General features: G+C 66.1%; 20 protein-coding genes. 11 read left to right on the top strand and 9 right to left on the bottom strand.

The features are described from left to right. Positions 1-177: 177 nt before the first annotated feature. The 3 genes from ACR9ZH_RS01770 to pdhA are packed head-to-tail and all read right to left on the bottom strand — an operon-like array spanning position 178 to position 3,643. Positions 178-1,560 carry a dihydrolipoamide acetyltransferase family protein gene (locus ACR9ZH_RS01770; RefSeq protein WP_481289047.1) on the bottom strand — a complete coding sequence of 461 codons (1,383 nt, stop codon included), beginning with the start codon at positions 1,558-1,560 and terminating at the stop codon, positions 178-180. A 13-nt stretch (positions 1,561-1,573) separates the two neighbouring features. Further along, on the bottom strand, positions 1,574-2,554 hold the full coding sequence (locus ACR9ZH_RS01765; RefSeq protein WP_481289046.1) for an alpha-ketoacid dehydrogenase subunit beta: 981 nt from the start codon (positions 2,552-2,554) through the stop codon (positions 1,574-1,576). A 12-nt stretch (positions 2,555-2,566) separates the two neighbouring features. Then, entirely contained in the window at positions 2,567-3,643 is a 1,077-nt protein-coding gene (gene pdhA, locus ACR9ZH_RS01760) for a pyruvate dehydrogenase (acetyl-transferring) E1 component subunit alpha (protein WP_481289045.1), read from the bottom strand. A 228-nt stretch (positions 3,644-3,871) separates the two neighbouring features. Between pdhA and ACR9ZH_RS01755 the strand changes: the two genes are divergently transcribed. Then, positions 3,872-4,720, top strand: a complete 849-nt coding sequence (locus ACR9ZH_RS01755) for a tryptophan 2,3-dioxygenase (RefSeq protein ID WP_481289044.1) — start codon at positions 3,872-3,874, stop codon at positions 4,718-4,720. A 179-nt stretch (positions 4,721-4,899) separates the two neighbouring features. Beyond that, on the top strand, positions 4,900-6,405 hold the full coding sequence (locus ACR9ZH_RS01750) for a peptide MFS transporter (RefSeq protein WP_481289043.1): 1,506 nt from the start codon (positions 4,900-4,902) through the stop codon (positions 6,403-6,405). A 157-nt stretch (positions 6,406-6,562) separates the two neighbouring features. Here the strand turns inward: ACR9ZH_RS01750 and ACR9ZH_RS01745 are convergent, their stop codons facing one another. Continuing rightward, on the bottom strand, positions 6,563-7,012 hold the full coding sequence (locus tag ACR9ZH_RS01745) for a MarR family winged helix-turn-helix transcriptional regulator (RefSeq protein ID WP_481289042.1): 450 nt from the start codon (positions 7,010-7,012) through the stop codon (positions 6,563-6,565). 88 nt (positions 7,013-7,100) lie between these two features. On the opposite strand from ACR9ZH_RS01745, the gene hppD reads away from it, so the two are divergent. Genes hppD through ACR9ZH_RS01730 form a run of 3 tightly spaced genes read left to right on the top strand, consistent with a single transcriptional unit; the run spans position 7,101 to position 10,513 of the window. Beyond that, entirely contained in the window at positions 7,101-8,189 is a 1,089-nt protein-coding gene (gene hppD, locus ACR9ZH_RS01740) for a 4-hydroxyphenylpyruvate dioxygenase (RefSeq protein WP_481289041.1), read from the top strand. A gap of 39 nt (positions 8,190-8,228) precedes the next feature. Next, positions 8,229-9,536 (top strand): homogentisate 1,2-dioxygenase, encoded by a 1,308-nt coding sequence (gene hmgA, locus ACR9ZH_RS01735; RefSeq protein WP_481289040.1) that lies wholly within the window; start codon positions 8,229-8,231, stop codon positions 9,534-9,536. Continuing rightward, positions 9,533-10,513: a fumarylacetoacetate hydrolase family protein gene (locus ACR9ZH_RS01730; RefSeq protein ID WP_481289039.1), complete on the top strand. Its 981-nt coding sequence runs from the start codon at positions 9,533-9,535 to the stop codon at positions 10,511-10,513. The genes hmgA and ACR9ZH_RS01730 overlap by 4 nt, the downstream gene beginning before the upstream one ends. 61 nt (positions 10,514-10,574) lie before the next feature. Here the strand turns inward: ACR9ZH_RS01730 and gap are convergent, their stop codons facing one another. Further along, positions 10,575-11,591: a type I glyceraldehyde-3-phosphate dehydrogenase gene (gene gap, locus ACR9ZH_RS01725; RefSeq protein ID WP_481289038.1), complete on the bottom strand. Its 1,017-nt coding sequence runs from the start codon at positions 11,589-11,591 to the stop codon at positions 10,575-10,577. Between the two features lie 162 nt (positions 11,592-11,753). On the opposite strand from gap, the gene ACR9ZH_RS01720 reads away from it, so the two are divergent. The 4 genes from ACR9ZH_RS01720 to ACR9ZH_RS01705 all read left to right on the top strand — a co-directional run bounded on the left by ACR9ZH_RS01720 (position 11,754) and on the right by ACR9ZH_RS01705 (position 15,761). Next, positions 11,754-12,578: a S1/P1 nuclease gene (locus ACR9ZH_RS01720; RefSeq protein ID WP_481289037.1), complete on the top strand. Its 825-nt coding sequence runs from the start codon at positions 11,754-11,756 to the stop codon at positions 12,576-12,578. 28 nt (positions 12,579-12,606) lie between these two features. After that, positions 12,607-14,076 carry a pyruvate kinase gene (gene pyk, locus ACR9ZH_RS01715; RefSeq protein WP_481289036.1) on the top strand — a complete coding sequence of 490 codons (1,470 nt, stop codon included), beginning with the start codon at positions 12,607-12,609 and terminating at the stop codon, positions 14,074-14,076. A 112-nt stretch (positions 14,077-14,188) separates the two neighbouring features. Beyond that, on the top strand, positions 14,189-14,632 hold the full coding sequence (locus ACR9ZH_RS01710) for an energy transducer TonB (RefSeq protein ID WP_481289035.1): 444 nt from the start codon (positions 14,189-14,191) through the stop codon (positions 14,630-14,632). 106 nt (positions 14,633-14,738) lie between these two features. Beyond that, positions 14,739-15,761, top strand: coding sequence for a class I fructose-bisphosphate aldolase (locus ACR9ZH_RS01705; protein WP_481289034.1), 1,023 nt, complete (start codon positions 14,739-14,741; stop codon positions 15,759-15,761). A 136-nt stretch (positions 15,762-15,897) separates the two neighbouring features. Here the strand turns inward: ACR9ZH_RS01705 and ACR9ZH_RS01700 are convergent, their stop codons facing one another. Together ACR9ZH_RS01700 and ACR9ZH_RS01695 are read right to left on the bottom strand one after the other, a co-directional pair. Beyond that, positions 15,898-16,482: a porin family protein gene (locus ACR9ZH_RS01700; RefSeq protein ID WP_481289033.1), complete on the bottom strand. Its 585-nt coding sequence runs from the start codon at positions 16,480-16,482 to the stop codon at positions 15,898-15,900. Positions 16,483-16,685: 203 nt separating this feature from the next. Then, positions 16,686-17,417, bottom strand: coding sequence for an outer membrane protein (locus ACR9ZH_RS01695; protein WP_481289032.1), 732 nt, complete (start codon positions 17,415-17,417; stop codon positions 16,686-16,688). A 226-nt stretch (positions 17,418-17,643) separates the two neighbouring features. Here ACR9ZH_RS01695 and tkt point away from each other — a divergent pair, with 226 nt between their 5' ends. Continuing rightward, positions 17,644-19,656, top strand: coding sequence for a transketolase (gene tkt / locus ACR9ZH_RS01690; protein ID WP_481289031.1), 2,013 nt, complete (start codon positions 17,644-17,646; stop codon positions 19,654-19,656). A gap of 57 nt (positions 19,657-19,713) precedes the next feature. Here tkt and ACR9ZH_RS01685 read toward each other — a convergent pair whose 3' ends face one another. Together ACR9ZH_RS01685 and ACR9ZH_RS01680 are read right to left on the bottom strand one after the other, a co-directional pair. Beyond that, positions 19,714-20,364, bottom strand: a complete 651-nt coding sequence (locus ACR9ZH_RS01685) for an HAD hydrolase-like protein (RefSeq protein ID WP_481289030.1) — start codon at positions 20,362-20,364, stop codon at positions 19,714-19,716. After that, the gene (locus ACR9ZH_RS01680) at positions 20,364-21,545 is read right to left on the bottom strand and encodes a phosphoglycerate kinase (RefSeq protein WP_481289029.1); all 1,182 of its coding nucleotides are present in this window, start codon (positions 21,543-21,545) and stop codon (positions 20,364-20,366) included. The genes ACR9ZH_RS01685 and ACR9ZH_RS01680 overlap by 1 nt, the downstream gene beginning before the upstream one ends. 142 nt (positions 21,546-21,687) lie before the next feature. Between ACR9ZH_RS01680 and maiA the strand changes: the two genes are divergently transcribed. After that, entirely contained in the window at positions 21,688-22,335 is a 648-nt protein-coding gene (gene maiA / locus ACR9ZH_RS01675; RefSeq protein ID WP_481289028.1) for a maleylacetoacetate isomerase, read from the top strand. The last annotated feature ends 161 nt before the right edge of the window (positions 22,336-22,496 follow it).

The following is a 22,496-nucleotide window of genomic DNA, read 5'->3' as shown; positions in this document are numbered from 1 at the left end:
GGATACCGCCTCGGGAGCCGCATAGTAGGAGCGCGCCCGCGCGCGACAGCTCTTCGCGCCAGTCTTCACGGTCACGCGCCAGTTCCGGGTCTTGGCCCCATGCTGTCGCGCGCAGGGCGCGCTCCTACAAAGAGCGCGCCCTGCGGGCGAACGACGGCAGGGCTGTTTCCCGCGGACTTACTGCGGCAGGCCCAGGTCGTCGATCATCGCCTTCAGGAAGCGCGCGGCTTCGCCGCCCGTGGCGGCGCGGTGGTCGAAGGTGAGTGACAGCGGCATGCGGCGGTGCACTTCGATGCCGCCCATCACGGCCACGACGTCGTGGCTGAGCTTGCCCGCGCCGACGATGGCCACCGTCGGCGGCACGACCACCGGAGTGGCGTAGCGGCCGGCGAACATGCCGAAGTTCGACAGGCTGATGGTGTAGCCGGAGAGCTCCGACGCCGGAATGCTGCGGTCTTCCACAGACGTGCGCAGGCGCTTGATCGCGGCACGGATGCCCGCGCCGTCGAGCACGTCGGCATTGCGCAGGGCCGGAACGAACAGGCCGTCCTCGGTATCCACGGCGATGCCGATGTCCACGTGCGGGTGCAGCGTGCGGCTGAGGTTCTTGCCGTCGAACCACGCGTTGAGCGCCGGTACCGCCTTGCAGGCCACCACGATGGCGCGGATGAGGCGGGCGGTGATGTCCTGCTTGCCGATCCAGGCGTGCAGGTCGGCGTCATCCACGAGGGTGGTGGGCACGACGTTGGCGTGCGCGTCAGCCATGACGCGGGCCATGTTGCGGCGGACGCCCTTCAGCTGCTCCGGCTGGCCCATCGCCTCCTTGCCCGGGGGCGCGGTACGCACGGCCTTGCCAGCCTGCGACACGGCCGTGCGCTGCGGCGCCGGACCCGGCTCAGGCAGGCTCGGGGCCAGATGTTGAGCCGATGCGGGACGGGCCGGGGCGGCACCCAGCGCGGCGCTGCCGTTGGCGGCGGCGTTCTTCACGTCGGTCATGGTGATCACGCCGCCGGCGCCGGTGGGCTGCACGCGGGTGAGGTCGACCTTGAGCTTCTTCGCCGCGGCGCGCACGGCCGGAACGGCCTTAACGCCGCCGGCGTTGCTGACCTGCTCGGTGTGCACGGCGTTGCCGCTGATCATGGCGCCCACGACGGTGCCTTCGTCTTCACGGTCGGCACCGTTGCCGGCGTCGATCTCGCCGCCGTCGTCGGAAGCGATGACCTTGCTGGCATCGTCCGGCGCCTGGCTGCCCACGCCCTTCTTCGGGCCGTGGTGGTGGCCCGTGGATTCGGCCTCGGCGCGCTGGCGCGCGTTCGGATCGATCTCGAAGTCGGCCAGGGCGGCACCGGTCTCGATGATGTCGCCGGTGGCGCCGTGCAGCTTCTTCACGGTGCCGGAGTACGGCGACGGCACGTCGACGACGGCCTTCGCGGTTTCCATCGACACCAGCGGGGCGTCGAGCTTGATGGTGTCGCCTTCCTTGACGTGCCACTCGACGACGGTCGCGTCGGGAAGGCCCTCGCCGAGGTCCGGCAGGTAAAAGGTCTTGATGTCGGCCATGTCTATCGGTTCCTCAGGAGGCGGCGAGCGTGCGCTCGGCGGCTTCGACGATGCGTTCGACGCTGGGCAGGTACTTCATTTCCAGGCGGAACAGCGGGATGTGCGTATCGAAACCGGTGACGCGTTCCACCGGCGCGAGCAGGCTGTAGAGGCATTCCTCGGCCAGGCGGGCGGCGATTTCGCCGCCGAATCCGGCCGTCTTCGGTGCCTCGTGCACGATGACGCAGCGGCCCGTCTTGGTCACCGATTCGGCGATGGTGTCGAAGTCGAGCGGCGTGAGCGTGGCCACGTCGATCACTTCGGCGCTGATGCCCTTCTCGGCGAGCGCGTCGGCGGCCTCGAGGCATTCCTTCACCTGCGCGCCCCAGGTCACCAGGGTCACGTCGGTGCCGTCGCGCAGCACGAAGCAGACGTCGAGCGGCAGGGCCTCGCCGTCGTCGGGCACTTCTTCCTTGTACTGGCGGTAGATGCGCTTCGGCTCGAAGAAGATCACCGGGTCCGGATCGCGGATGGCGGCCAGCAGCAGGCCGTAGGCACGGGCGGGCGACGACGGCATCACCACGCGCAGGCCTGGGATGTTCGTGAACAGGTGCTCGTTGGCCTCGGAGTGGTGCTCGGGAGCGCGGATGCCGCCGCCCCATGGAGCGCGCCACACGGCCGGGACGGTGATGCGGCCGCGGGTGCGGTTGCGCATGCGCGCGGCGTGGCAGGCAATGTGCTCCATCATCGGGTAGATGAAGCCCTCGAACTGGGCCTCCGCCACCGGACGCATGCCCTGCGCGGCGAGGCCGACGGTGAGCCCGGCGATGGTGGTTTCGTCGAGCGGCGTGTCGATCACGCGCCATTCGCCGAACTGTTCCTGCAGTCCCTGGGTGGCGCGGAACACGCCGCCGTTGACGCCGACGTCCTCGCCGAGCACCACGACGCGGTCGTCGTTGCGCATTTCGTAAGCGAGCGCCTGGGTCACCGCTTCGATGAGAGTGATTTGTGCCATGGGAAGGAATCCTTACTTGCGATCGAGGGAAGCGGCGAGTTCACGCTGCTTTTCGAGGTCGGCGGGGAGTTCGGCGTACAGGTAGTCGAACATGGCCGTGGCCGGCTGCACCTTCGACTCGAGATACGCGTTCACCTCGTTGTCCATCCAGTCGTCGCATTCGGCCTTCCAGGCCTCTTCCTTCGCGTCGTCCCACTTGCCCTTGGCTTCGAGCCATTTGCGCAGGCGCGGCACGGGGTCGCGTTCCCAGGCTTCCTTCACTTCCTGCTCGCCGCGGTAGCGGCGGGCGTCGTCGGCGGTGGTGTGGTCGCCGAGACGGTACGTGACCGCCTCGATGACGCTGCCGCCCTGGCCGGAGCGGGCGCGCTCGAGCGCATCCTCCATGGCCTTGCGCACGGCGATGATGTCGTTGCCGTCCACCTGGATGCAGTACAGGCCGGCGGCGATGCCCTTCTGGGCTAGCGTGCCCGAGCCGCTCTGGATGCGGCGCGGCACGGAGATGGCCCACTGGTTGTTCACGATCACGGCCACCAGCGGCAGCTGCTGCGCGCCGGCGACGTTGATGGCGCCGTAGAAGTCGCCCTTGGACGAGCCGCCGTCGCCGATCGTGCACACCGCGACGCGCGGTTCGTTACGGATCTTGAACGCGAGGGCCGAACCGGCGGCGTGCAGGCACTGCGTGCCGATGGGCACGCACCAGGCGAAGTCGTGCGCGGGCGCGTCGGCGAAGTCGTTGCCGCGCTCGTCGCCGCCCCAGTAGGTGTAGACCTCACGCGGTTTCACGCCGCGGTACAGCTGCGCGCCGTACTCACGGTAGGACACCGCCAGCGAGTCCTCGCGGCGCATGGCGCTGCCGATGCCCACGTGCGCGGCCTCGTGGCCCAGGCAGGAGGCGTAGGTGCCTAGCTTGCCGGTACGCTGCAGCGCGATCGACTTGGCGTCGAACACGCGGGTGGACACCATGAGCTTGTAGAGCTCGACCATGTGGTCGAGATCCTTGGCGAATTCGGGCAGTTCCTTGCCGGTTTCCTTGCCGTCCTGGTCAAGGTATTGCAGGTATTCGATTTCGAACTTGGCGGCGATGGACACGACTCGCTCCCAGGGGATGGTTAGAAACGACACGCACGAGTGGGGAAGCGGCCGGGCCCATCCAGCGGGGCGCGACACGGCTTTTGGGTTCTTGCGAGCCGGACTAGATATCAGGGGTATTATCACCCGGCAAGGTACGGCGCAGCATGACATTTCCTATCCTCATGCCCGTAATGGCCTTGCGACGCGGCTTTCCAGCCTTGTCAACCCCTACCGTGAACCCGTCCCATGGCCAATCCCCAGCGCGACCTCGAACCCGGTATCCGCACCGATCTCGACGGGCGTCTTACCTATGGGGAGTACCTGAAGCTCGACCAGGTGCTCACCGCGCAACATCCGCGCAGCGAGCCGGCCCACCATGACGAGATGCTGTTCATCATCCAGCACCAGACCTCCGAGCTCTGGCTGAAACTGATGATCCATGAGCTGGAGGCCGCGCTCGTCCGCCTGCGCGCCGACGACGTGGACGGCACGCTGAAGATCCTTGCCCGGGTCAAGCAGGTGCAGCGCCAGCTCTACGAACAATGGGGCGTGCTGGAGACACTGACGCCGGCCGAATACCTCCAGTTCCGCGACGTGCTCGGGCCGTCGTCCGGCTTCCAGTCGTTGCAGTACCGCATGGTGGAATTCCTGCTGGGGAACAAGCACCGCGACATGCTGCGCGTGTTCGAGCACGATCCCGTCGCGTACGAGCGCCTGCGCAAGGTGTTCGAGGCGCCGGGACTTTACGACGAGTTCCTGCGTTACCTCGCGCGCCGCGGCCACGCCGTGCCGGCGGAACTCCTCGGGCGGGACCTCACCCAGCCCTGGCAAAGCCAGCCTGCCTTGCTGCCCGTGTTCAAGCGGATCTACGAGGACACCGCGAACCACTGGTCCGAGTACCACCTCAGCGAGGAACTGGTGGACATCGAGGAAGCGTTCCAGCTCTGGCGCTTCCGCCACATGAAGACCGTGGAGCGCATCATCGGCTTCCGGCAAGGCACCGGCGGCTCTTCGGGCGTAGCCTTCCTGCGCAAGGCGCTGGAGCAGACCTTCTTCCCCGAACTCATCGAGGTACGCACGATCATCGGGACGTAGGAGCGCGCCTTTCGCGCGACAGCTCTTGAGGCCGTGATCTGGAGCTGGCGCGCTAGCTTGCAAACAGGTGCGAAAAGATGTCGCGCGCAAGGCGCGCTCCTACGGGCGATTCCGTAAGATTTGACGCGTCGGGCCGGTCCAGCTAAACACCTTGCACGAACCGATGCACAAGGGAAGCCATGACACCGACCGCCGCAGCTGCCGCCAGGCCCTTGCCCGAGTACCCGCAGACCCTCGGCCATCCGCGTCCCCTGTGGATGCTGTTCATGACCGAATTCTGGGAACGCTTCGCCTTCTATGGCATGCGCTGGGCCCTCACCCTCTATATCGTCGCCGAGTTCTTCCATGGCGATCAGGCGGGGCAGGGCTATGCCAGCCGCACCTATGGCGCCTACCTGGCCCTGGTCTACGCTTCGGCCATTTTCGGCGGCTGGGTGGCCGATCGCATCCTCGGTTACCAGCGCTCGATCCTGCTCGGGGCGGCGGTGATGGGCTCGGGCCTGTTCATGGTCATGCTGCCCAACCAGCAGGTGTTCCTTGCCGGCCTTGCCACGGTCATCGTCGGCAACGGCCTGTTCAAGCCGAATATTTCCTCACTGGTGGGCCAGATCTATCCCGTGGGCGACGACCGCCGCGACCGCGGTTTCACCATCTTCTACATGGGCATCAACCTCGGCGGCTTCCTCGCGCCGCTGGTCACCGGCTGGCTCGCCTCGGTGATCACCGATACGCCGCTGCAGCAGAACTACAAGGTGGTGTTCGCCGCCACCGGCATCGGCATGGTCATCTGCTTCATCTGGTTCCTGCTCGGCAAGAAGCAGCTCAAGGGCGTGGGCGTGCCGCCGCCGGAGCGCCACGAGGGGAAGAATCTCGTTGCCGTGGTCATCGGCGTCCTTGTCGCCATCCCCCTCGTCTACCTGCTGATGGCCAAGGCAGGCGCCGTGTTCATCGCCTGGCTGCTGGGTGTGCTGTTCATCGGCGTGGCGGTGATGCTGGTGATCGAGGCCGTGCGTCACGACCGCATCCAGATCCACCGCGTGATCGCGATGCTGCTGCTGTTTGCCTTCAACGTGCTGTTCTGGATGTTCTTCGAGCAAGCGGGCAGCTCGTTCAACTTCCTGGCCCAAAACATCGTGGACCGCCAGATGTTCGGCTGGGAGTTCCCCACCGGGTGGTTCCAGTCGGTGAACTCGGCGGCCATCCTGGTCTTCGCGCCGGTGGTGGCGCTGGCGTGGGGCTGGTCGGCGAAGTTCCGCAAGGAGCCCTCGATTCCGCGCAAGTTCGGCCTCGGGCTCATCTTCAACGCGCTGGGCTTCCTGGTGCTGATGTATGCGCTGAAGAGCCTCGTGGGCGGCGACGGCCTCATCCCGTTCTGGCCGCTGGCGGCCTGCTACGTGCTGCAGACCATCGGCGAGCTGTGCCTGTCGCCGATCGGGCTGTCGATGGTGACCAAGCTCGCGCCGCTCCGCGTCGTCGGCCTGGCGATGGGTGGCTGGTTCCTGTCCACCGCCATCGGCAACAACCTTTCCGGTCTGCTCGCCGGGCACATCAGCGGCGAAACCGGCATGACCGTGGCCTCGGCGCTGTCCGGGTTCAGTTTCAGCTTCGAACTGCTGATCGGCGCAGGCATCGTGCTGTTCCTGATCGCGCCGCTGATCAACCGGCTGATGCACGGCGTGAAGTGACCCAGGCCGCCGCATCCGGGTGAATGGCCCGCACGTGTAGGAGCGCGCCTTGCGCGCGACAGCTTTTGGGACCGTGAGCAACAGGGCCTGCTGCTTCTCGCGAAAAACTGTCGCGCGCAAGGCGCGCTCCTACAGGCCAGACGCCATCGCAGCCCGGTCAGGGCGCCATCAGCTTGTCCAGGATGCGGTTCAACTGTTCCCGCTCCGCCTCGTCCAGCCTGGCCAGCAGTTCCCGTTCGTGCTCACGGGCCATCGGCGCCACCTCGTCGTGGATGGCCCAGCCCGCCTCGGACAACTTGAGGACCGAACGGCGCTTGTCGCCGTCGTGGGTACTGCGGTCGACGCGGCCCGCCTCGACCAGGCGGGCCAGGGCGCGGCTCACCGCCACCTTGTCCATCCTGGTCCGCTCGGCCACCTCGCGGGCGGACAGGTCCGCGAAGCGGGCCAGCACGGCCATCACGCGCCATTCGGTCATGCTGAGCTGGAATCGGTCCGTGTATTCGTCGGCGATCGACTGGCTCACCGTGTTCGAGAGGATCGAAAGGCGGTAGGGCAGGAAGTTTTCTAACTCCAGAGGGGCATGGGCGGGGACGGCGTCGGATGTCATGCTGCACTGGTCCTTGCAAATGGTTACAAGTGAAACTATAAATGATGCTAGACGGCCCAAGCCATCCTCATCCCCAGGAGTATCGCCCATGAGCGCCCAGCCCAATATCGGCATGCAGGTCACCACCTTCGAAAATCCCCAGGGTGTCGACGGGTTCGAGTTCGTCGAATTCGCGGCGCCGGACCCGGCCCTGCTCCATACCCTCTTCCCGAAGCTGGGCTTCACGGCCGTGGCGAAGCACAAGACGAAGAAGATCACCCTGTATCGCCAGGGCGACTGCAACTTCCTCGTGAACGAGGAGCCGGATTCCTTCGCCGCGGACTTCGTTGCCAAGCATGGCCCCTCCGCCTGCGGTTTCGCCATCCGCTTCACCCGTCCGGCCACGGACGTGCAGGCCACGGCGCTTTCCAACGGCGCCCAGAAAGTCGCCTTCAAGCCGGAGACGCTGGCCCTCCAGGTGCCGGCCATCGAGGGCATCGGCGGGGCGGCGCTGTACCTGATCGACACCTATGGCGCCAGGGGTGAGGTGTACGACGCCGAGTTCGAATGGCTGCCGGGCGTCGATCGCCACCCGAAGGGGTTCGGCCTCACCTTCATCGACCACCTGACCCATAACCTGCACTTCGGCAACATGGAAGAATGGTCGAAGTATTACGAGCGTCTGTTCAACTTCCGCGAGATCCGCTACTTCGACATCAAGGGCGCGAAGACCGGCCTCGTGTCGAAGGCCATGACCGCGCCGGACGGCCTCGTGCGCATTCCGCTCAACGAGTCCTCGGACGAGAAGTCGCAGATCAACGAATACCTGCGTGAGTACAACGGCGAAGGCATCCAGCACATCGCCCTGTTCACCGACAACATCTACGAGTCGGTGGAAGCCATGCGCGCGCGGGACGTCGCTTTCCTCGACACGCCGGATACCTATTACGAAGTGATCGATGCGCGCGTGCCCGATCATGGCGAGGACATTCCGCGTCTTCAGGCGAGCAAGATCCTGATCGACGCCGACGACGAGACCAAGAAGAAGCTGCTCCTGCAGATCTTCACCCAGAACACCATTGGCCCGATCTTCTTCGAGATCATCCAGCGCAAGGGTAACGAGGGCTTCGGCAACGGCAACTTCAAGGCGCTGTTCGAATCGATCGAGCGCGACCAGATGCGCCGCGGCGTGCTCTGACGCATCATTACAGGCCGCTATCGACCCAGGACCGCCACGATGAGCTACACCGACGATACCCGCGGGTACCAGACCGGCTTCGGTAACGAGTTCGCTACCGAAGCCGTGGAAGGCGTGCTGCCCACGGGGCAGAACTCGCCGCAGCGCGTGGCCGCGGGCCTCTACGCCGAGCAGCTGTCGGGCAGCGCGTTCACCGCGCCGCGTCACCGCAACCGGCGCAGCTGGCTGTACCGCATCCGTCCGGCGGCCCAGCATTCGCCTTTCGCGGCGATGGACCACGGCACCTTCCACAACCGATTCGACGAAGCCGCGGCCACGCCGAACCAGCTTCGCTGGGATCCGCTCCCGATACCGTCCGAGCCGTGCGACTTCCTCGACGGGTTGTTCACCATGGGAGGCAACGGCGGTGCTGCCGAGCAGGCCGGCGTGGGCATCCATCTGTACGTCGCGAACCGTTCGATGGAAGGGCGCTACTTCTACGACGCCGACGGCGAACTGTTGATCGTTCCGCAGCAGGGCAGGCTGCGCATCCGTACCGAACTGGGCGTACTCGACGTGGCGCCGCTCGAAATCGCGGTGGTGCCACGCGGCATCCGCTTCCTCGTCGAATTGCCGGACGGCGAGGCACGCGGCTACGTTGCCGAGAACTTCGGCGCGCCGTTGCACCTGCCGGACCTCGGCCCCATCGGCGCGAACGGGCTGGCGCATGCGCGCGACTTCCTCACGCCGGTGGCCGCGTATGAGGATGTCGATGGCGAGTTCGCGCTCGTGGCCAAGTTCCAGGGCGCACTGTGGAGCGCGCGCATCGACCATTCGCCGCTCGACGTGGTGGCCTGGCACGGCAACTATGCGCCATACAAGTACGACCTGCGCCGGTTTAACACCATTGGCTCGATCGCCGTCGATCACCCCGATCCGTCGATCTTCACCGTGCTCACCTCGGTCAGCGATACCCCGGGCGTGGCGAACATGGATTTCGTGATCTTCCCGCCGCGCTGGCTGGTGGCCGAACATACGTTCCGGCCGCCTTATTTCCATCGCAACGTGGCCAGCGAGTTCATGGGTCTCATCGACGGTGCCTACGACGCCAAGGCCGGCGGCTTCGTGCCGGGCGGTTCGAGCCTGCACAACTGCATGAGCGGCCATGGGCCGGACGCGGCCAGCTTCGAGAAAGCCTCGAACGCCGACACCTCGCGTCCCGACCACATCGTGGGCACCATGGCCTTCATGTTCGAGACCCGCAAGGTCATTCGTCCCAGCCGGCAGGCGCTCGATTCGAAGGCGCTGCAGGGCAACTACTACGAATGTTGGCGCGGACTGAAGAAGCATTTCAAAGGAACCGCATGAAACTTGCGTCACTCAAGGAAGGCGGCCGCGACGGCACGCTGATCGTCGTCAGCCGCGACCTTCGCCGCGCCGTGAAGGCCACCGGCATCGCTCCCACCCTGCAGGCCGCACTGGATGACTGGCGTTCGCTCGCGCCGCGGCTGAATGCGCTCTCGGAAGACCTCAACGAGGGCAAGGGTGAAGGCATCTTCGATCTCGATATCGCGAGGCTCGCCGCGCCGCTGCCCCGTGCCTACGAGTTCGTGGACGGCAGCGCCTACCTCCCGCATGTGGAGCGCGTGCGCAAGGCCCGAGGCGCGGAGGTTCCTGCGTCGTTCTACACCGATCCGCTGATGTACCAGGCGACCAGCGCGGGCTTCCTCGGTCCGCGCGATCCTGTGGTCGTGTCCAGCGAAGAGTTCGGCATCGATCTCGAAGCCGAAGTCCTGGTGGTGACCGACGATGTGCCGATGGGCGTGACGCCCGCGCAGGCGGCGGAGCACATCCAGCTCGTCGGCCTGGTGAACGACGTCTCGCTGCGCGGGCTCATTCCCGCCGAACTGGCCAAGGGATTCGGTTTCCTGCAATCCAAGCCGCGCTCGGCGCTCTCGCCGGTCTTCGTCACGCCCGACGAACTCGGCGATGCATGGCAGGGTGAGAAGCTGCACCTCCCCATGCGCACCTGGATCAACGGCGCGTGGTTCGGCGAGGCGGAATGCGGCGTCGACATGCAGTTCGATTTCGCCCAGCTGGTGGCGCACGTCGCGAAGACGCGCCCGCTGACCGCCGGGACCCTGGTGGGCTCAGGCACCATCGCCAACCAGGACACCGCCAAGGGCGCGTCCTGCCTGGCGGAACAGCGCACGGTCGAGACGCTGCGCGACGGCAAGCCCTCGACGCCCTTCCTGTCGTTCGGCGACACGGTGCGGATCGACGTCACCGACAAGGCCGGCGCATCGATCTTCGGTTCGATCGAGCAGGTCATCGCCAAGGGCTGAAAAAAAGGGGCCCGCATCGCTGCGGGCCCCATGACCGTACCTGTCCGGCGGGCTATGCGGCTTACTTCGCCGCCATCAGCGCCTTGGCCATGTCCAGCATGCGGCTGGAGAAGCCCCACTCGTTGTCGTACCAGGCCAGCACCTTCACCATCGTGCCTTCCATGACGCGCGTCTGCGTGGCGTCGTAGATGGACGAATGCGGATTGTGGTTGAAGTCGATCGAGACCAGCGGCTGCGTATTGACCGAAAGGATGCCCTTCAGCGCACCGTTGGCGGCTTCGTTGATCGCGGCATCGATCTCTTCCTTGGTGGTCGCGCGCGCGGCCGTGAAGGTGAGGTCCACCACCGATACGTTGATCGTCGGCACGCGCATGGCGAAGCCGTCGAGTTTGCCGTTGAGTTCCGGCAGCACCAGGCCCACCGCGGCGGCGGCGCCGGTCTTCGTCGGGATCTGGCTGTGCGTGGCGCTGCGGGCGCGGCGCAGGTCCGAGTGGTAGACGTCGGTCAGCACCTGGTCGTTGGTGTAGGAGTGGATGGTGGTCATCAGGCCGTGCACGATGCCGATCTTCTCGTGCAGCACCTTGGCCAGCGGCGCCAGGCAGTTCGTGGTGCAGGACGCGTTCGAGATGACCTGGTGGGCCGAGGTCAGCTTGTCGTGGTTCACGCCGAACACGAAGGTGCCGTCCACGTCCTTGTCGGCGGGAGCGGAGATGATGACCTTCTTCGCGCCGCCGGCGATGTGAGCGCCCGCCTTGGCCTTCGAGGTGAAGAAGCCGGTGGATTCCATCACCACGTCCACGCCGTGATCGCCCCAGGGTAGCTTCGAGGGATCGCGCTCGGCGAAGACCTTGATGCGGTCGCCATTGACGATCAGGTCGCCGCCATCGACCGAGACCTCGCCCGGGAAGCGGCCGTGGGCCGTGTCGTACTGGGTGAGGTGGGCATTGGTTTCGGCATTGCCGAGGTCGTTGACCGCGACGATCTGGATGTCCTTCCCGTTCTGCTTCGCCTCGTATAGCGAGCGCAGGATGTTGCGACCGATGCGACCGTAACCGTTGATGGCGACCTTGATGGTCATGCGTTTGTCTCCGGAAGGGTGTCTTGGAAGGGGGCTCAAACCTCAATGGTAGCCGAAGGCCCCCCGGCCCGGCTTGCTGCGCCGCCGCGACGTGTCATCCGAGTCTCAGTCAGGCTGTGGCACACTTGACCGTTCCACCGCCCGGAAACGTTTACTGTCCCCATGAGATCCGCCCTGAAGCGCCGCAGCATCGCCATCGTGCTGGCCCTGGCCATCCCCGCCTTCGCCAGCACCGTCCAGGCCTGGGGCGACATCGGCCACCGCATCGTGGCCGAACTGGCCTGGCGGCAGCTGGACCCCGCGGCGAAGGCCGAGGTCACCCGCCTGCTCAGGGCCGACGGCTCCGATTCCCTTCCGGATATCGCCAGTTGGCCGGACCACCTGCGCGACATGCCGGGCAAGGAAGCGCTGGGCAAGGCCACGGGACCGCTGCATTACGTGAACTTCCACGATGACAAATGCCACTACGAGCCGCCGCGCGACTGTGCCGACGGCCGCTGCGTGATCGGCGGGCTGGACAAGTACGTTGCCATCCTGCGCGACCGCCATGCCTCCGACGCGCAGCGCGCCGAGGCCCTGAAATTCGTCGTCCACTTCGTCGGCGACGTGCACCAGCCGCTGCACGCCGGCAATCGCGACGACAAGGGCGGCAACGAATACCAGGCGCAGTTCGAGGGCAAGGGCTCGAACCTGCACCGCGTATGGGATTCGCAGATGCTCTACACGCGCGACCTCAAGTGGCAGGCCTATGCCGACCGTCTCGCCGCCGAGGGCAAGGTGAAGCTGCCTCGCCCGATCGCGCCGCTCGACGATCCGTATGCGCAGTGGGCCGAGGAATCGTGCAAGATCGTGGCCGGTCGCGGCTTCTACCCGGACGGGCATCGCATCGACGATGCCTATGTGGCGAAGAACCTCCCCATCGCGGAGACGCGCCTGCGCGAAGCGGGCAAGCGCCTCGCCGACCTGCTCAACAAGACGCTCGACTGATTCGCGCTCAAGACATAGGTAAACATCGATGACCGAAATCCAGGTACGCCGCACCAAGATCGTCGCCACCCTCGGCCCTGCCACCGACGCGCCGGGGATGCTCGAGAAGATCCTCGAGGAAGGTGTGGACGTCGTCCGCCTGAACCTCTCGCATGGGCAGCCGGACGACCACCGGGCACGCGCCGCAGCGGTGCGTGCCGCGGCCGACGCGGTGGGCCGCGAGGTGGGTATCCTGGCCGACCTGCAGGGCCCGAAGATCCGCATCGAGAAGTTCGCCGGCGGCCCGGTCGACCTCATGACCGGCGACAGCTTCGTGCTCGACTGCCGTCCCGACGCCCCTCCCGGCAACCAGGAACGCGTCGGTGTCAGTTACTACGACCTGCCCAAGGACGTTGCCGCGGGCGACATCCTGCTGCTGGACGATGGCCTCGTGGCCCTGTCGGTGGTCGAGGTGGTCGGCAGCGAGATCCGTTGCCGCGTCGCCATCGGCGGCCGCCTGTCCGATCGCAAGGGCCTGAACCGCCAGGGCGGTGGCCTCAGCGTGGCCGCGCTCTCCGACAAGGACCGCAACGACATCAAGCTGGCCGCCGAAATGGGGGCCGACTTCCTCGCGGTGTCCTTCGTCCGTTCGGCCGACGACCTCAACGAAGCGCGCCGCCTGCTCCGCGAAGCCGGCGGCGACGCGGCGATCGTCGCCAAGATCGAGCGGGCCGACGCCATCCCCGTGCTCGGCGAGATCATCGACGCCTCCGACGTCGTGATGGTCGCCCGCGGCGACCTTGGCGTGGAGATCGGCGACGCCGAGCTGCCGGGCCTGCAGAAGAAGATCATCCGCGAATCGGTCATGCGCAACCGCTCGGTGATCACGGCGACGCAGATGCTGCAATCCATGGTCACCGCGCCGATCCCGACCCGTGCCGAGGTCCTCGACGTGGCCAATGCCGTCATCGACGGCACGGACGCGGTGATGCTGTCGCAGGAGACCGCCGCGGGTGCGCATCCCGACAAGGCCGTCGCCGCCATGCGCCGCATCTGCCTCGGCGCCGAGCGCCAGTTCGAGCCGCGCGACGAGTTGCGCCCCGGCACCCACTCGCTGGACCGCTCCGACCAGGCCATCGCCCTGGCCGCGATGCTCCTCGCGGCGCAGGTGGGCGTGCGCGCGATCGTCGCCCTCACCGAGTCCGGCGCCACGGCGCAGTGGCTGTCGCGCTACCGGTTCGCCGTGCCCATCTACGCGATGTCGCCCTCGGCCGTGGCGCGCCGCCGCATGCTCGTGCTGCGCGACGTGCAGCCGGTGGATTTCGAGCAGAGCAACCTCGACCCGGCGCACACGGCCCGCGCCGCGCTCCAGCACCTGTTCGCGCTGGGCAAGCTGATCGAGGGCGACCGCGTGATCCTCACCCACGGCGACCACATCGGTCGGGGCGGCGGCACCAACACGCTGAAGCTGCTGATGATCGGTGAGGACGGCATCGCGGATAGCCTCCGCGACCTGTAAGAGCGTCATGCCCGCGACGATCTGTGGGCTGCGTGTGAAGCGCACGATTTCACACGCACCCCATCCCCTGCCGGGGGTAAACTTGACGCCCGGGTTCAATCACGAGGGCGTCATGATCCGCAACAGCTTGCTCACCGGCGCTATCGCCGTCGCCGTCCTTCTCGCCGCCGGCACGGCCGGGGCGCAAACCCTGCGCAAAGTGTCGCCGGAACGGCTCACGGGCTACTGGTTCCTCACCAACAAGTCCCTCAACGTGGACGTGCCGAACACCGGCAAGAACCTGAACCAGCCGGGCTGCGCGGCAGTCAGCTACATGATCGGCTCCGACGGCAAGACGCAGAACCCGAAGATCGAGAAGGTCGTGCCCGACGGCGACCTCGGCCAGGTCGGCGTCAGCATCGTCAAGCAGCTGTCTTACGTGAAGGGCGCGCAGAACGGCACCGCCATCCCCGTCCAGACCTACTACGTCGCCGGCTTCAACCTGCCGGACGACCCGGCGCGCAAGGCGGCGATCCTCAAGCAGTGCAAGCTGCCCGGTTACGACCAGACCAGTTGATCGCGCCGCACAACGGCTTTCGCGGAGTATTCCCCTATACTCCGCCGGTTTTTGCATTCGCACCACGTTGCCTCGCGGGGCATACCACTACATCCACGGAGTTGTCATGAGCATCGAAAACCTCGAACAGGTCGCGCAGGCGATGGTGGCCACCGGCAAGGGCATCATCGCCGTCGACGAGTCCACCGGGACGATCAAGAAGCGCTTCGACGCCGCCGGCGTCGAGAACACCGAGGAAAACCGCCGCGCTTACCGCGAACTGCTGCTGACCACCCCCGGCCTGGGCGAGCACATCTCGGGCGCCATCCTGTACGACGAAACGATCCGCCAGAAGACCAAGGACGGCGTGCCCCTGGTCGAGGCCATGAAGAAGGCCGGCATCATTCCGGGCGTGAAGGTGGACAAGGGCACGCATCCGCTCGCCGGCTTCCCCGGCGACGTGATCACCGAAGGGCTCGATGGCCTGCGTGAGCGCCTCAAGGAATACGTCCAGCTCGGCGCGCAGTTCTGCAAGTGGCGTGCGGTGATCAAGATCACCGAAGACAACCCCAGCTCCACCGCCATCGAGGCCAACATGCACGCGCTGGCCCGTTATGCGGCGCTGTGCCAGGAAGCCGGCCTGGTGCCGATGGTCGAGCCGGAAGTCCTCATGGACGATCCCGAGAGCAAGCACGACATCGACGTCAGCTACGAAGTGCACGAAGCCGTGCTGCGCAGCCTGTTCAACGCGCTGTACGAGCAGAACGTGATGCTCGAGGGCACCATCCTGAAGGTCAGCATGGTCATCCCGGGCAAGTACGCTCCGAAGGAAGCGCAGGTTTCGGCTGAAGAGGTCGCCGAAGCCACCGTTCGCGTGCTGAAGTCCTGCGTGCCCGCGACGCTGCCCGGCATCGTGTTCCTCTCCGGCGGCCAGACCGACGAACAGGCCACCGAGCACCTGAACCTCATCAACCAGATGGGTCCGCACCCGTGGCCGGTCAGCTTCTCCTACGGCCGCGCCCTGGTGGCCGAAGCCCTGAACATCTGGTCGAAGGATCAGCAGAAGAACGTGGCCGAGGCGCAAAAGGCGGTTTATGTCCGCGCGCAGGAAAACGGCGCTGCGGCACTGGGCCAGTGGAAGAAGCGCTAAGCGTCCTTCATTGACGCTGTAGGAGCGCGCCTGCGCGCGACAGCTTTTCGCGAAGAGCGACAGGGCCTGTCGCTATCGGCCTCAAAAGCTGTCGCGCGCAAAGCGCGCTCCTACACTCGCACGTCAGTGATGCTTATCAGAAGCGGTATTCCGCCGAGACGGAGGTCATGTTGGTCGACAGGTCGAGGCCGTTCTTCTTCGCATCGTAGTGGTCGTAGTTGATGCCAAGGCTCCAGTTGTTGCTGAAGTCGTAGCCCACGCCAGCGCCCGCGTACCAGCTGGTCTTGTCGAGGTCGTGGCGGTCGAGGTCGTTGTTGCTCGTACCATGGCCCTTCCAGGCGTAGATGCCGGCGCGGCCGCTGATGTACCACTGCGGGGCGATGTTGAAATGCCCGTTCACGCCCGCCGTCCAGCCGTGCAGTTCGGACTTCCGGCGGTCGACGACGCGGTTGCCGTTGAAGAAGTTCTTCGCGTCGATATTGCCCAGGTCGTTGTAACCCGCCTCGACGCCGAGCGCAGCCCACGGGCTCACGGTCCAGCGGTAGCCGCCGTTGAGGGCATAGCCGGTGTCGTGGCCGTCGTAGCGGCCCTTGTCGACCGAGGTGCGGCCGACGTTGCCATTGATGAACCAACCACCCGCGCCATTGGCATCCTGCGCGAAAGCGGGAGCCGCGGCCATGCCGGCGGCGACCAGGGCGAGGGCGATAAGGGTCTTCTTCATGGTGGATCTCTCCTGCTTATTGTTCTTGCGGCGCGAACGGCCTTGAGGGGGACGCCGTTCGCACTGGCGCACGAGCGGGGGTGCCGTGCGTGAACCCATAGATTGGGCGGGCTCGCGAAGATTCAATACTGATTAGTTCAATATTAAGAAACGATTAAGCCACGGCGGGGTGGCACCGTGGCTCAATCGACCGCGCGAAGTGCTTAGAAGCGGTATTCGCCCGCGAGGGACACGATGCCCGTGGAACGCTTCAGGCCACGCGAGACCTCGCCCGTGGCATTGTTGCGGACCTTGCCGGCGTCGGCATGGAAGTAGTCGTAGCTGACGCCCACGCCGAAGTGCTCGTTGACGTCCCAGCCGGTGCCGAGGCCCGCGTACCAGCTGCCGCGATCGGGACGGCCGCCGCTGGAGAAGCCGAGATCCTGGCCAACGCTGTTGTTGTAGTTCTGGTTGTTGTCGTTGGCGCGGAAGTAGCCGCCGTGCGCGCTGATGTACCACTGCGGCACGAGGTTGATCTTGCCGTTCACGCCGACCATCCAGCCGCGCAGCGCATTGCGCGTGGACTTCTGGTTCACGTCCTGGCCGGACTCGAACACGTTCTTGACCCGGTAATTACCGAGGTCCGCGTAGCCGGCCTCGACGCCGAGACCGAGATCCGGGCCCACCTTCCAGCGATAGCCGCCAAGCAGGCCGTAACCCGTGCGGCGGTCTTTCTCGCCGCGCAGGAAGTTGAAACCACTGGTGTTGCTGCCGAAACCGCCGTTGTCGCTGCCGTTGGTGCGGCCCACGTTGGCGCCGATGAACCAGTTGCCGCTACCTACGGCCTGGCTGGGCTGGTAATTGCCGCTGACGGCAGGGTTGCTGTCCTGGGCGAAGGCCGGGATGGCCGAAAACGAGACGCAAGATACCGCAAGGGCAAGAGCTGCCTTTTTCATGGGATGTTCCTCTTTTTGTTCGGGGCGGCCACCGTCCGTCGAAGGGGAGGGGGAAGATCGGTGGCCGTAACGATTAGAGTCCCTCTTACCTGAAGAAATTCAAAAAGCGCTGCTAAAAGATTAAGGTGAGGTTAACTTCGCAGCCACGGCAGGTACGTCCACGACAAGCAGGCGGCCAATGGGCGACAATCGCATTTTTTCCGCCGCCGCTTACTGGAGAATGCCGATGACGACACGCCGCGAACGCGCCAATGCGATCCGCGCCCTGGCCATGGATGGTGTGGAAGCCGCCAAGTCCGGCCATCCCGGCATGCCGATGGGCATGGCCGACATCGCCGAGGTCCTCTGGGGCGATTTCCTGCAGCACAACCCGTCGAATCCGCACTGGCCGAACCGCGACCGCTTCGTACTCTCCAACGGCCACGGCTCGATGCTGCAGTACGCACTGCTCCACCTCACCGGGTACGACCTCGGCATCGAGGACCTCAAGCACTTCCGCCAGCTGGGCTTCCGCACGGCCGGTCATCCCGAGTACCACCACACGCCAGGCGTGGAGACGACCACCGGTCCGTTGGGCCAGGGTCTCGCTAATGCCGTGGGTTTCGCGCTGGCCGAAAAAGTGCTTGCTGCGCGCTTCAACCGTCCGGGACACGACATCGTCGACCATCACACGTATGTGTTCGTCGGCGACGGCTGCCTGATGGAAGGCATCTCGCATGAAGTGTCGTCGCTTGCCGGCACGCTGAAGCTCGGCAAGCTCGTCGCCATCTACGACGACAACGGCATCTCGATCGATGGCGAGGTGCACGACTGGTTCACCGACGACACACCTGCGCGCTTCCGCGCCTACGGCTGGAACGTGGTGCTGGGCGACGATGGCAAGCCTGTCGACGGCCATGATGCCGAAGCCATCAAGAAGGCGATTGCGGCCGCCACCTCGCAGAGCGAGAAGCCCTCGCTGGTGATCTGCAAGACGGTGATCGGTTTCGGTGCTCCGAACAAGGAAGGCAAGGAATCCTCGCACGGTGCGCCGCTCGGCGCGGACGAAGTGAAGGCCGCGCGCGAGAAGCTCGGTTGGAAGTACGGCCCGTTCGAGATTCCGCAAGAGATGTACGCCTCGTGGAACGCGAAGGACGCCGGCGCGAAGGCCGAGCAGGCCTGGAACGAGAAATTCGATGCCTACGCGAAGGCCTATCCGGAACTCGCGGCCGAACTGAAGCGCCGTCTCTCCGGCGAGCTGCCGGCGGGCTGGAAGGAAGGCGCCGACGCGTACATCAAGAAGATGCAGGCCGAAGGTCCCGTCGTGGCTTCGCGCAAGGCATCGCAGATGGCTCTCGACGCTTTTGGTCCGCTGCTGCCGGAGCTGATCGGCGGCTCCGCCGACCTCGCGCCGTCGAACCTCACCATCTGGAAGGGTTCGAAGAACGTCGCGACGGCCGGTGCGGAAGGCAACTACATCCACTTCGGCGTGCGCGAGTTCGGCATGAGCGCGATCTCGAACGGCCTCGCCCTGCATGGCGGCTTCATCCCATATGACGCCACCTTCCTCACGTTCTCCGACTACGCACGCAACGCCGTGCGCATGTCGGCGCTGATTCCGGCGCATGCCATCCACGTCTATACGCACGATTCGATCGGCCTGGGCGAAGACGGCCCGACCCACCAGCCCGTCGAGCACCTCGGCTCGCTGCGCCTCATCCCGAACAACCGCGTCTGGCGTCCGGCGGACGCCGTGGAATCCGCGGTCTCGTGGAAGAAGGCGATCGAGCGTGCGGGCAATCCGTCCTGCCTCGTCTTCTCGCGTCAGAACCTGAAGCACAACCCGCGCACCGAGCAGCAGGTGGCGGACATCGAGAAGGGCGGCTATGTCCTCTTCGAACCGGCGGAAAAGTTCAAGGCGATCATCATCGCCACGGGCTCGGAAGTCGGCATCGCCGTCGAAGCAGCGCATGCACTCGGCGACCAGGGCATTCCGGCTCGCGTCGTTTCGATGCCTTGCACCGAGGAGTTCGACGCGCAGCCGATCGAATACCGCGAAGGCGTGCTGCCGTCCTGGTGCCGCGCACGCGTGGCAGTCGAAGCCGCGAGCGTGGACTTCTGGGCGAAGTACATCGGCCTCGACGGCAAGGCGGTAGGCATGACCACCTACGGCGCATCGGCCCCGATCGACAAGCTCTACGAGCACTTCGGCATCACCACCACCGCGGTGGTGGATGCGGTGAAGAGTGTGATCAAGTAAGTGGTGCTAAGAGGCCCCCGGAAGGGGGCCTCTTCAGGCGTGCTGGCGGAGCGCAGCTCAGCCCGCGATGACCTCGCCCGCAAGCAGGACAATCTCCGCGGGTGTCTCCACCACCTTCCACGCCCCCGCTGCTTCCAGCTCTTCCCGGTCACCGAAGCCCCAGAGCACGCCCACGCCGCGCACGCCGTTGGCAACGGCACCTTCGATGTCGAACAGGCGGTCGCCGACCATCATCGTGTCGTCGGCGGGATGGCCGAAGTCGGCGAGGGCGGCGGCGATCATTTCCGCCTTCTCGCTGTGGGCCGTGGAGGGCGGCGGGGCGTAGAGGCGTTCGAACAGCTGGCCGAAGGGCAGGTGGGCGAGGATCGGCTCGGCATGCGCACGCACCTTGCTCGTGACTACTGCAAGGCGATGTCCCGCTTCGGCCAGGGCCGTGACCATGTCGCCGATGCCATCGTAGACGGTGTGCTCGGACCAGCCGATCTCGCGGAAGCGCTGCGAGTACGCCGCGACGGCGGCTTCCACCCGCTCCGCGTCGCCGTCCAGCACCGCGCCGAAGCTCACCCGCAGCGGCGGACCGATCCAGGAGCGGAGGATGCCGTCGTCGGGCGCCTCCGCGCCGACGCTCGCCAGCGAATGGCGAACGCCGGCGAGGATGCCGAGTTCGGAATCGATGAGGGTGCCGTCGAGATCGAACAGGACGAGCATTACTTCGCTTCCGCCCGGGCTTTGAGCGCGGCCACGGCCGGCAGTTCCTTGCCTTCGAGGAATTCCAGGAAGGCGCCGCCGCCGGTGGAAATGTAGGAGACGCCGTCCTCGATGCCGTACTTGTCCACGGCTGCGAGCGTGTCGCCGCCGCCGGCGATGGAGAACGCCTTGGAGGCGGCGATGGCGCGGGCGAGCGTTTCCGTGCCCTTGCCGAAGGCGTCGAACTCGAACACACCGACCGGGCCGTTCCAGACCACGGTGCCTGCCTTGGCAATGAGCTCGGCGTAGCGCTTCGCCGTGTCGGGGCCGATGTCGAGGATCATCTCGTCGTCGCCGACCTGGTCGACGGCCTTCACGGTGGCTTTCGCGCTTGCCGAGAATTCCGTGGCGACCACGACGTCGGTGGGCACGGGTACCTCGGCGCCGCGTGCCTTGGCGTCGGCCATGATCTTCTTCGCTGTATCCAGAAGGTCGGCCTCGACCAGCGACTTGCCCACCTTATGGCCCGCGGCAAGGATGAAGGTGTTGGCGATGCCGCCGCCGACGATCAGCTGGTCGACACGGCCGACGAGGTTCTGCAGCAGTTCCAGCTTGGTGGAGACCTTGGAGCCGGCGACGATGGCCAACAGCGGATGATCGGGGTTCTCGAGCGCCTTGCCCAGCGCGTCCAGCTCTTTCGCCAGCAGCGGACCCGCGGCGGCGACCGGCGCGAAGCGGATCACGCCATGGGTCGAGGCCTGCGCGCGATGCGCCGTGCCGAAGGCGTCCATGACGAAGACGTCGCAGAGCGCCGCGTATTTCTTCGACAGGCTCTCGTCGTCCTTGCCTTCGCCGACGTTCATGCGGCAGTTCTCCAGCACCACCACCTCGCCATCGGCGACGTCCACGCCGTCAAGGTAATCGCGGACGAGGCGCACCTGCTTGCCGAGCTTCGCACCCAGCCACTCCGCGACCGGCTTCAGCGAGGAGGCTTCGTCGAACTCGCCTTCCTTCGGCCGGCCCAGGTGCGAGATGACCATGACCTTCGCACCGGCGCCGCGGGCGGCGACGATGGTCGGCAGCGAGGCGTCGAGGCGCTGGGTGGAGGTGATCTTTCCGTTTTCCACCGGGACGTTGAGGTCCTCGCGGATGAGCACGCGCTTGCCGCGCAGGTCGAGGTCTTGCATGCGGATGACGGACACGTTGGGCTCCAGCGTTCGGGACGAAGACCGCTATTGTCCTTGCCGGGGACGGACCGGCGCAAATCGGGCCGCCGCCGCGGCGCAGCGAGGCTTGTCGCGCGCGCCCCGCTAGAATCGCCGGCGACTCCGAAGGAAGGCCCGCATGTCCCTCGTCCTCTATACGTACTGGCGGTCCAGTGCCGCCTACCGCGTGCGCATCGTGCTCAACCTCAAGGGGCTGGACTACGAGCCCCGCCCGGTGCACCTCGTGAGCGAAGGTGGCCAACACCTCAAGCCTGAGTATCGCGCCTTATCGCCGCAGGCGCAGCTGCCGACCCTGCTCGACGACGGGCGTGTGGTACGCCAGTCGATGGCGATCATGGAATACCTCGACGAGACCCGCCCCGAGCCGGCGCTGATGCCGAAGGACGCGCCGGGCAGGGCGAAGGTGCGCGAACTCATGCAGGCGGTGGGCACGGACATTCACCCGGTGGGAAACCTGCGGGTGCTGAAGGCGATCGAAGCGGAGTTCCGTGCCGACCAGGCGGCGAAAGAAGCCTGGTCGCGTCGCTGGATCGGGCTGGGCTTCGACGGGCTGGAGAAGCTGCTCGCCGACGGCACCGCGGGACGCTTCAGCTACGGGGATGCGCTCAGCCTGGCCGACGCGTGCCTCGTGCCGCAGTACTACAACGCCCTGCGCTGGGGTGTCGACCTGACCCCCTATCCGACCATCACGCGGGTGGTCGAAGCCTGCCAGGCGCTCGAGGCCTTCCAGAAGGCGGCGCCGGAAGCCCAGCCCGACGCTCCGTAGGAGCGCGCCCTGCGCGCGACATCTCTTGAGGCCGTGAGCAACAGGCCCTGCTGCGCCTCGCGAAAAGATGTCGCGCGCAGGGCGCGCTCCTACACTCCGATGCCGTAGGGATCGCTGGAGGCGAACTCGTTACCCGAGGCGCCTTCCGACAGGCGGATCTT

It is taken from the genome of Luteibacter sp. SVR4-7G, assembly GCF_056755555.1.
The sequence above is the reverse complement of the archived record's forward strand: the minus strand, read 5'-3'. Positions and strand labels throughout refer to the sequence as shown.

Coding starts and splice junctions, on each gene's coding strand:
- ACR9ZH_RS01770 (WP_481289047.1), bottom strand. CDS start 1,560: ATGGCCGACATCAAGACCTTTTACCTGCCGGACCTCGGCGAGGGCCTT.
- ACR9ZH_RS01765 (WP_481289046.1), bottom strand. CDS start 2,554: ATGGCACAAATCACTCTCATCGAAGCGGTGACCCAGGCGCTCGCTTAC.
- ACR9ZH_RS01755 (WP_481289044.1), top strand. CDS start 3,872: ATGGCCAATCCCCAGCGCGACCTCGAACCCGGTATCCGCACCGATCTC.
- ACR9ZH_RS01750 (WP_481289043.1), top strand. CDS start 4,900: ATGACACCGACCGCCGCAGCTGCCGCCAGGCCCTTGCCCGAGTACCCG.
- ACR9ZH_RS01745 (WP_481289042.1), bottom strand. CDS start 7,012: ATGACATCCGACGCCGTCCCCGCCCATGCCCCTCTGGAGTTAGAAAAC.
- hppD (WP_481289041.1), top strand. CDS start 7,101: ATGAGCGCCCAGCCCAATATCGGCATGCAGGTCACCACCTTCGAAAAT.
- hmgA (WP_481289040.1), top strand. CDS start 8,229: ATGAGCTACACCGACGATACCCGCGGGTACCAGACCGGCTTCGGTAAC.
- ACR9ZH_RS01730 (WP_481289039.1), top strand. CDS start 9,533: ATGAAACTTGCGTCACTCAAGGAAGGCGGCCGCGACGGCACGCTGATC.
- gap (WP_481289038.1), bottom strand. CDS start 11,591: ATGACCATCAAGGTCGCCATCAACGGTTACGGTCGCATCGGTCGCAAC.
- ACR9ZH_RS01720 (WP_481289037.1), top strand. CDS start 11,754: ATGAGATCCGCCCTGAAGCGCCGCAGCATCGCCATCGTGCTGGCCCTG.
- pyk (WP_481289036.1), top strand. CDS start 12,607: ATGACCGAAATCCAGGTACGCCGCACCAAGATCGTCGCCACCCTCGGC.
- ACR9ZH_RS01710 (WP_481289035.1), top strand. CDS start 14,189: ATGATCCGCAACAGCTTGCTCACCGGCGCTATCGCCGTCGCCGTCCTT.
- ACR9ZH_RS01705 (WP_481289034.1), top strand. CDS start 14,739: ATGAGCATCGAAAACCTCGAACAGGTCGCGCAGGCGATGGTGGCCACC.
- ACR9ZH_RS01700 (WP_481289033.1), bottom strand. CDS start 16,482: ATGAAGAAGACCCTTATCGCCCTCGCCCTGGTCGCCGCCGGCATGGCC.
- ACR9ZH_RS01695 (WP_481289032.1), bottom strand. CDS start 17,417: ATGAAAAAGGCAGCTCTTGCCCTTGCGGTATCTTGCGTCTCGTTTTCG.
- tkt (WP_481289031.1), top strand. CDS start 17,644: ATGACGACACGCCGCGAACGCGCCAATGCGATCCGCGCCCTGGCCATG.
- ACR9ZH_RS01685 (WP_481289030.1), bottom strand. CDS start 20,364: ATGCTCGTCCTGTTCGATCTCGACGGCACCCTCATCGATTCCGAACTC.
- maiA (WP_481289028.1), top strand. CDS start 21,688: ATGTCCCTCGTCCTCTATACGTACTGGCGGTCCAGTGCCGCCTACCGC.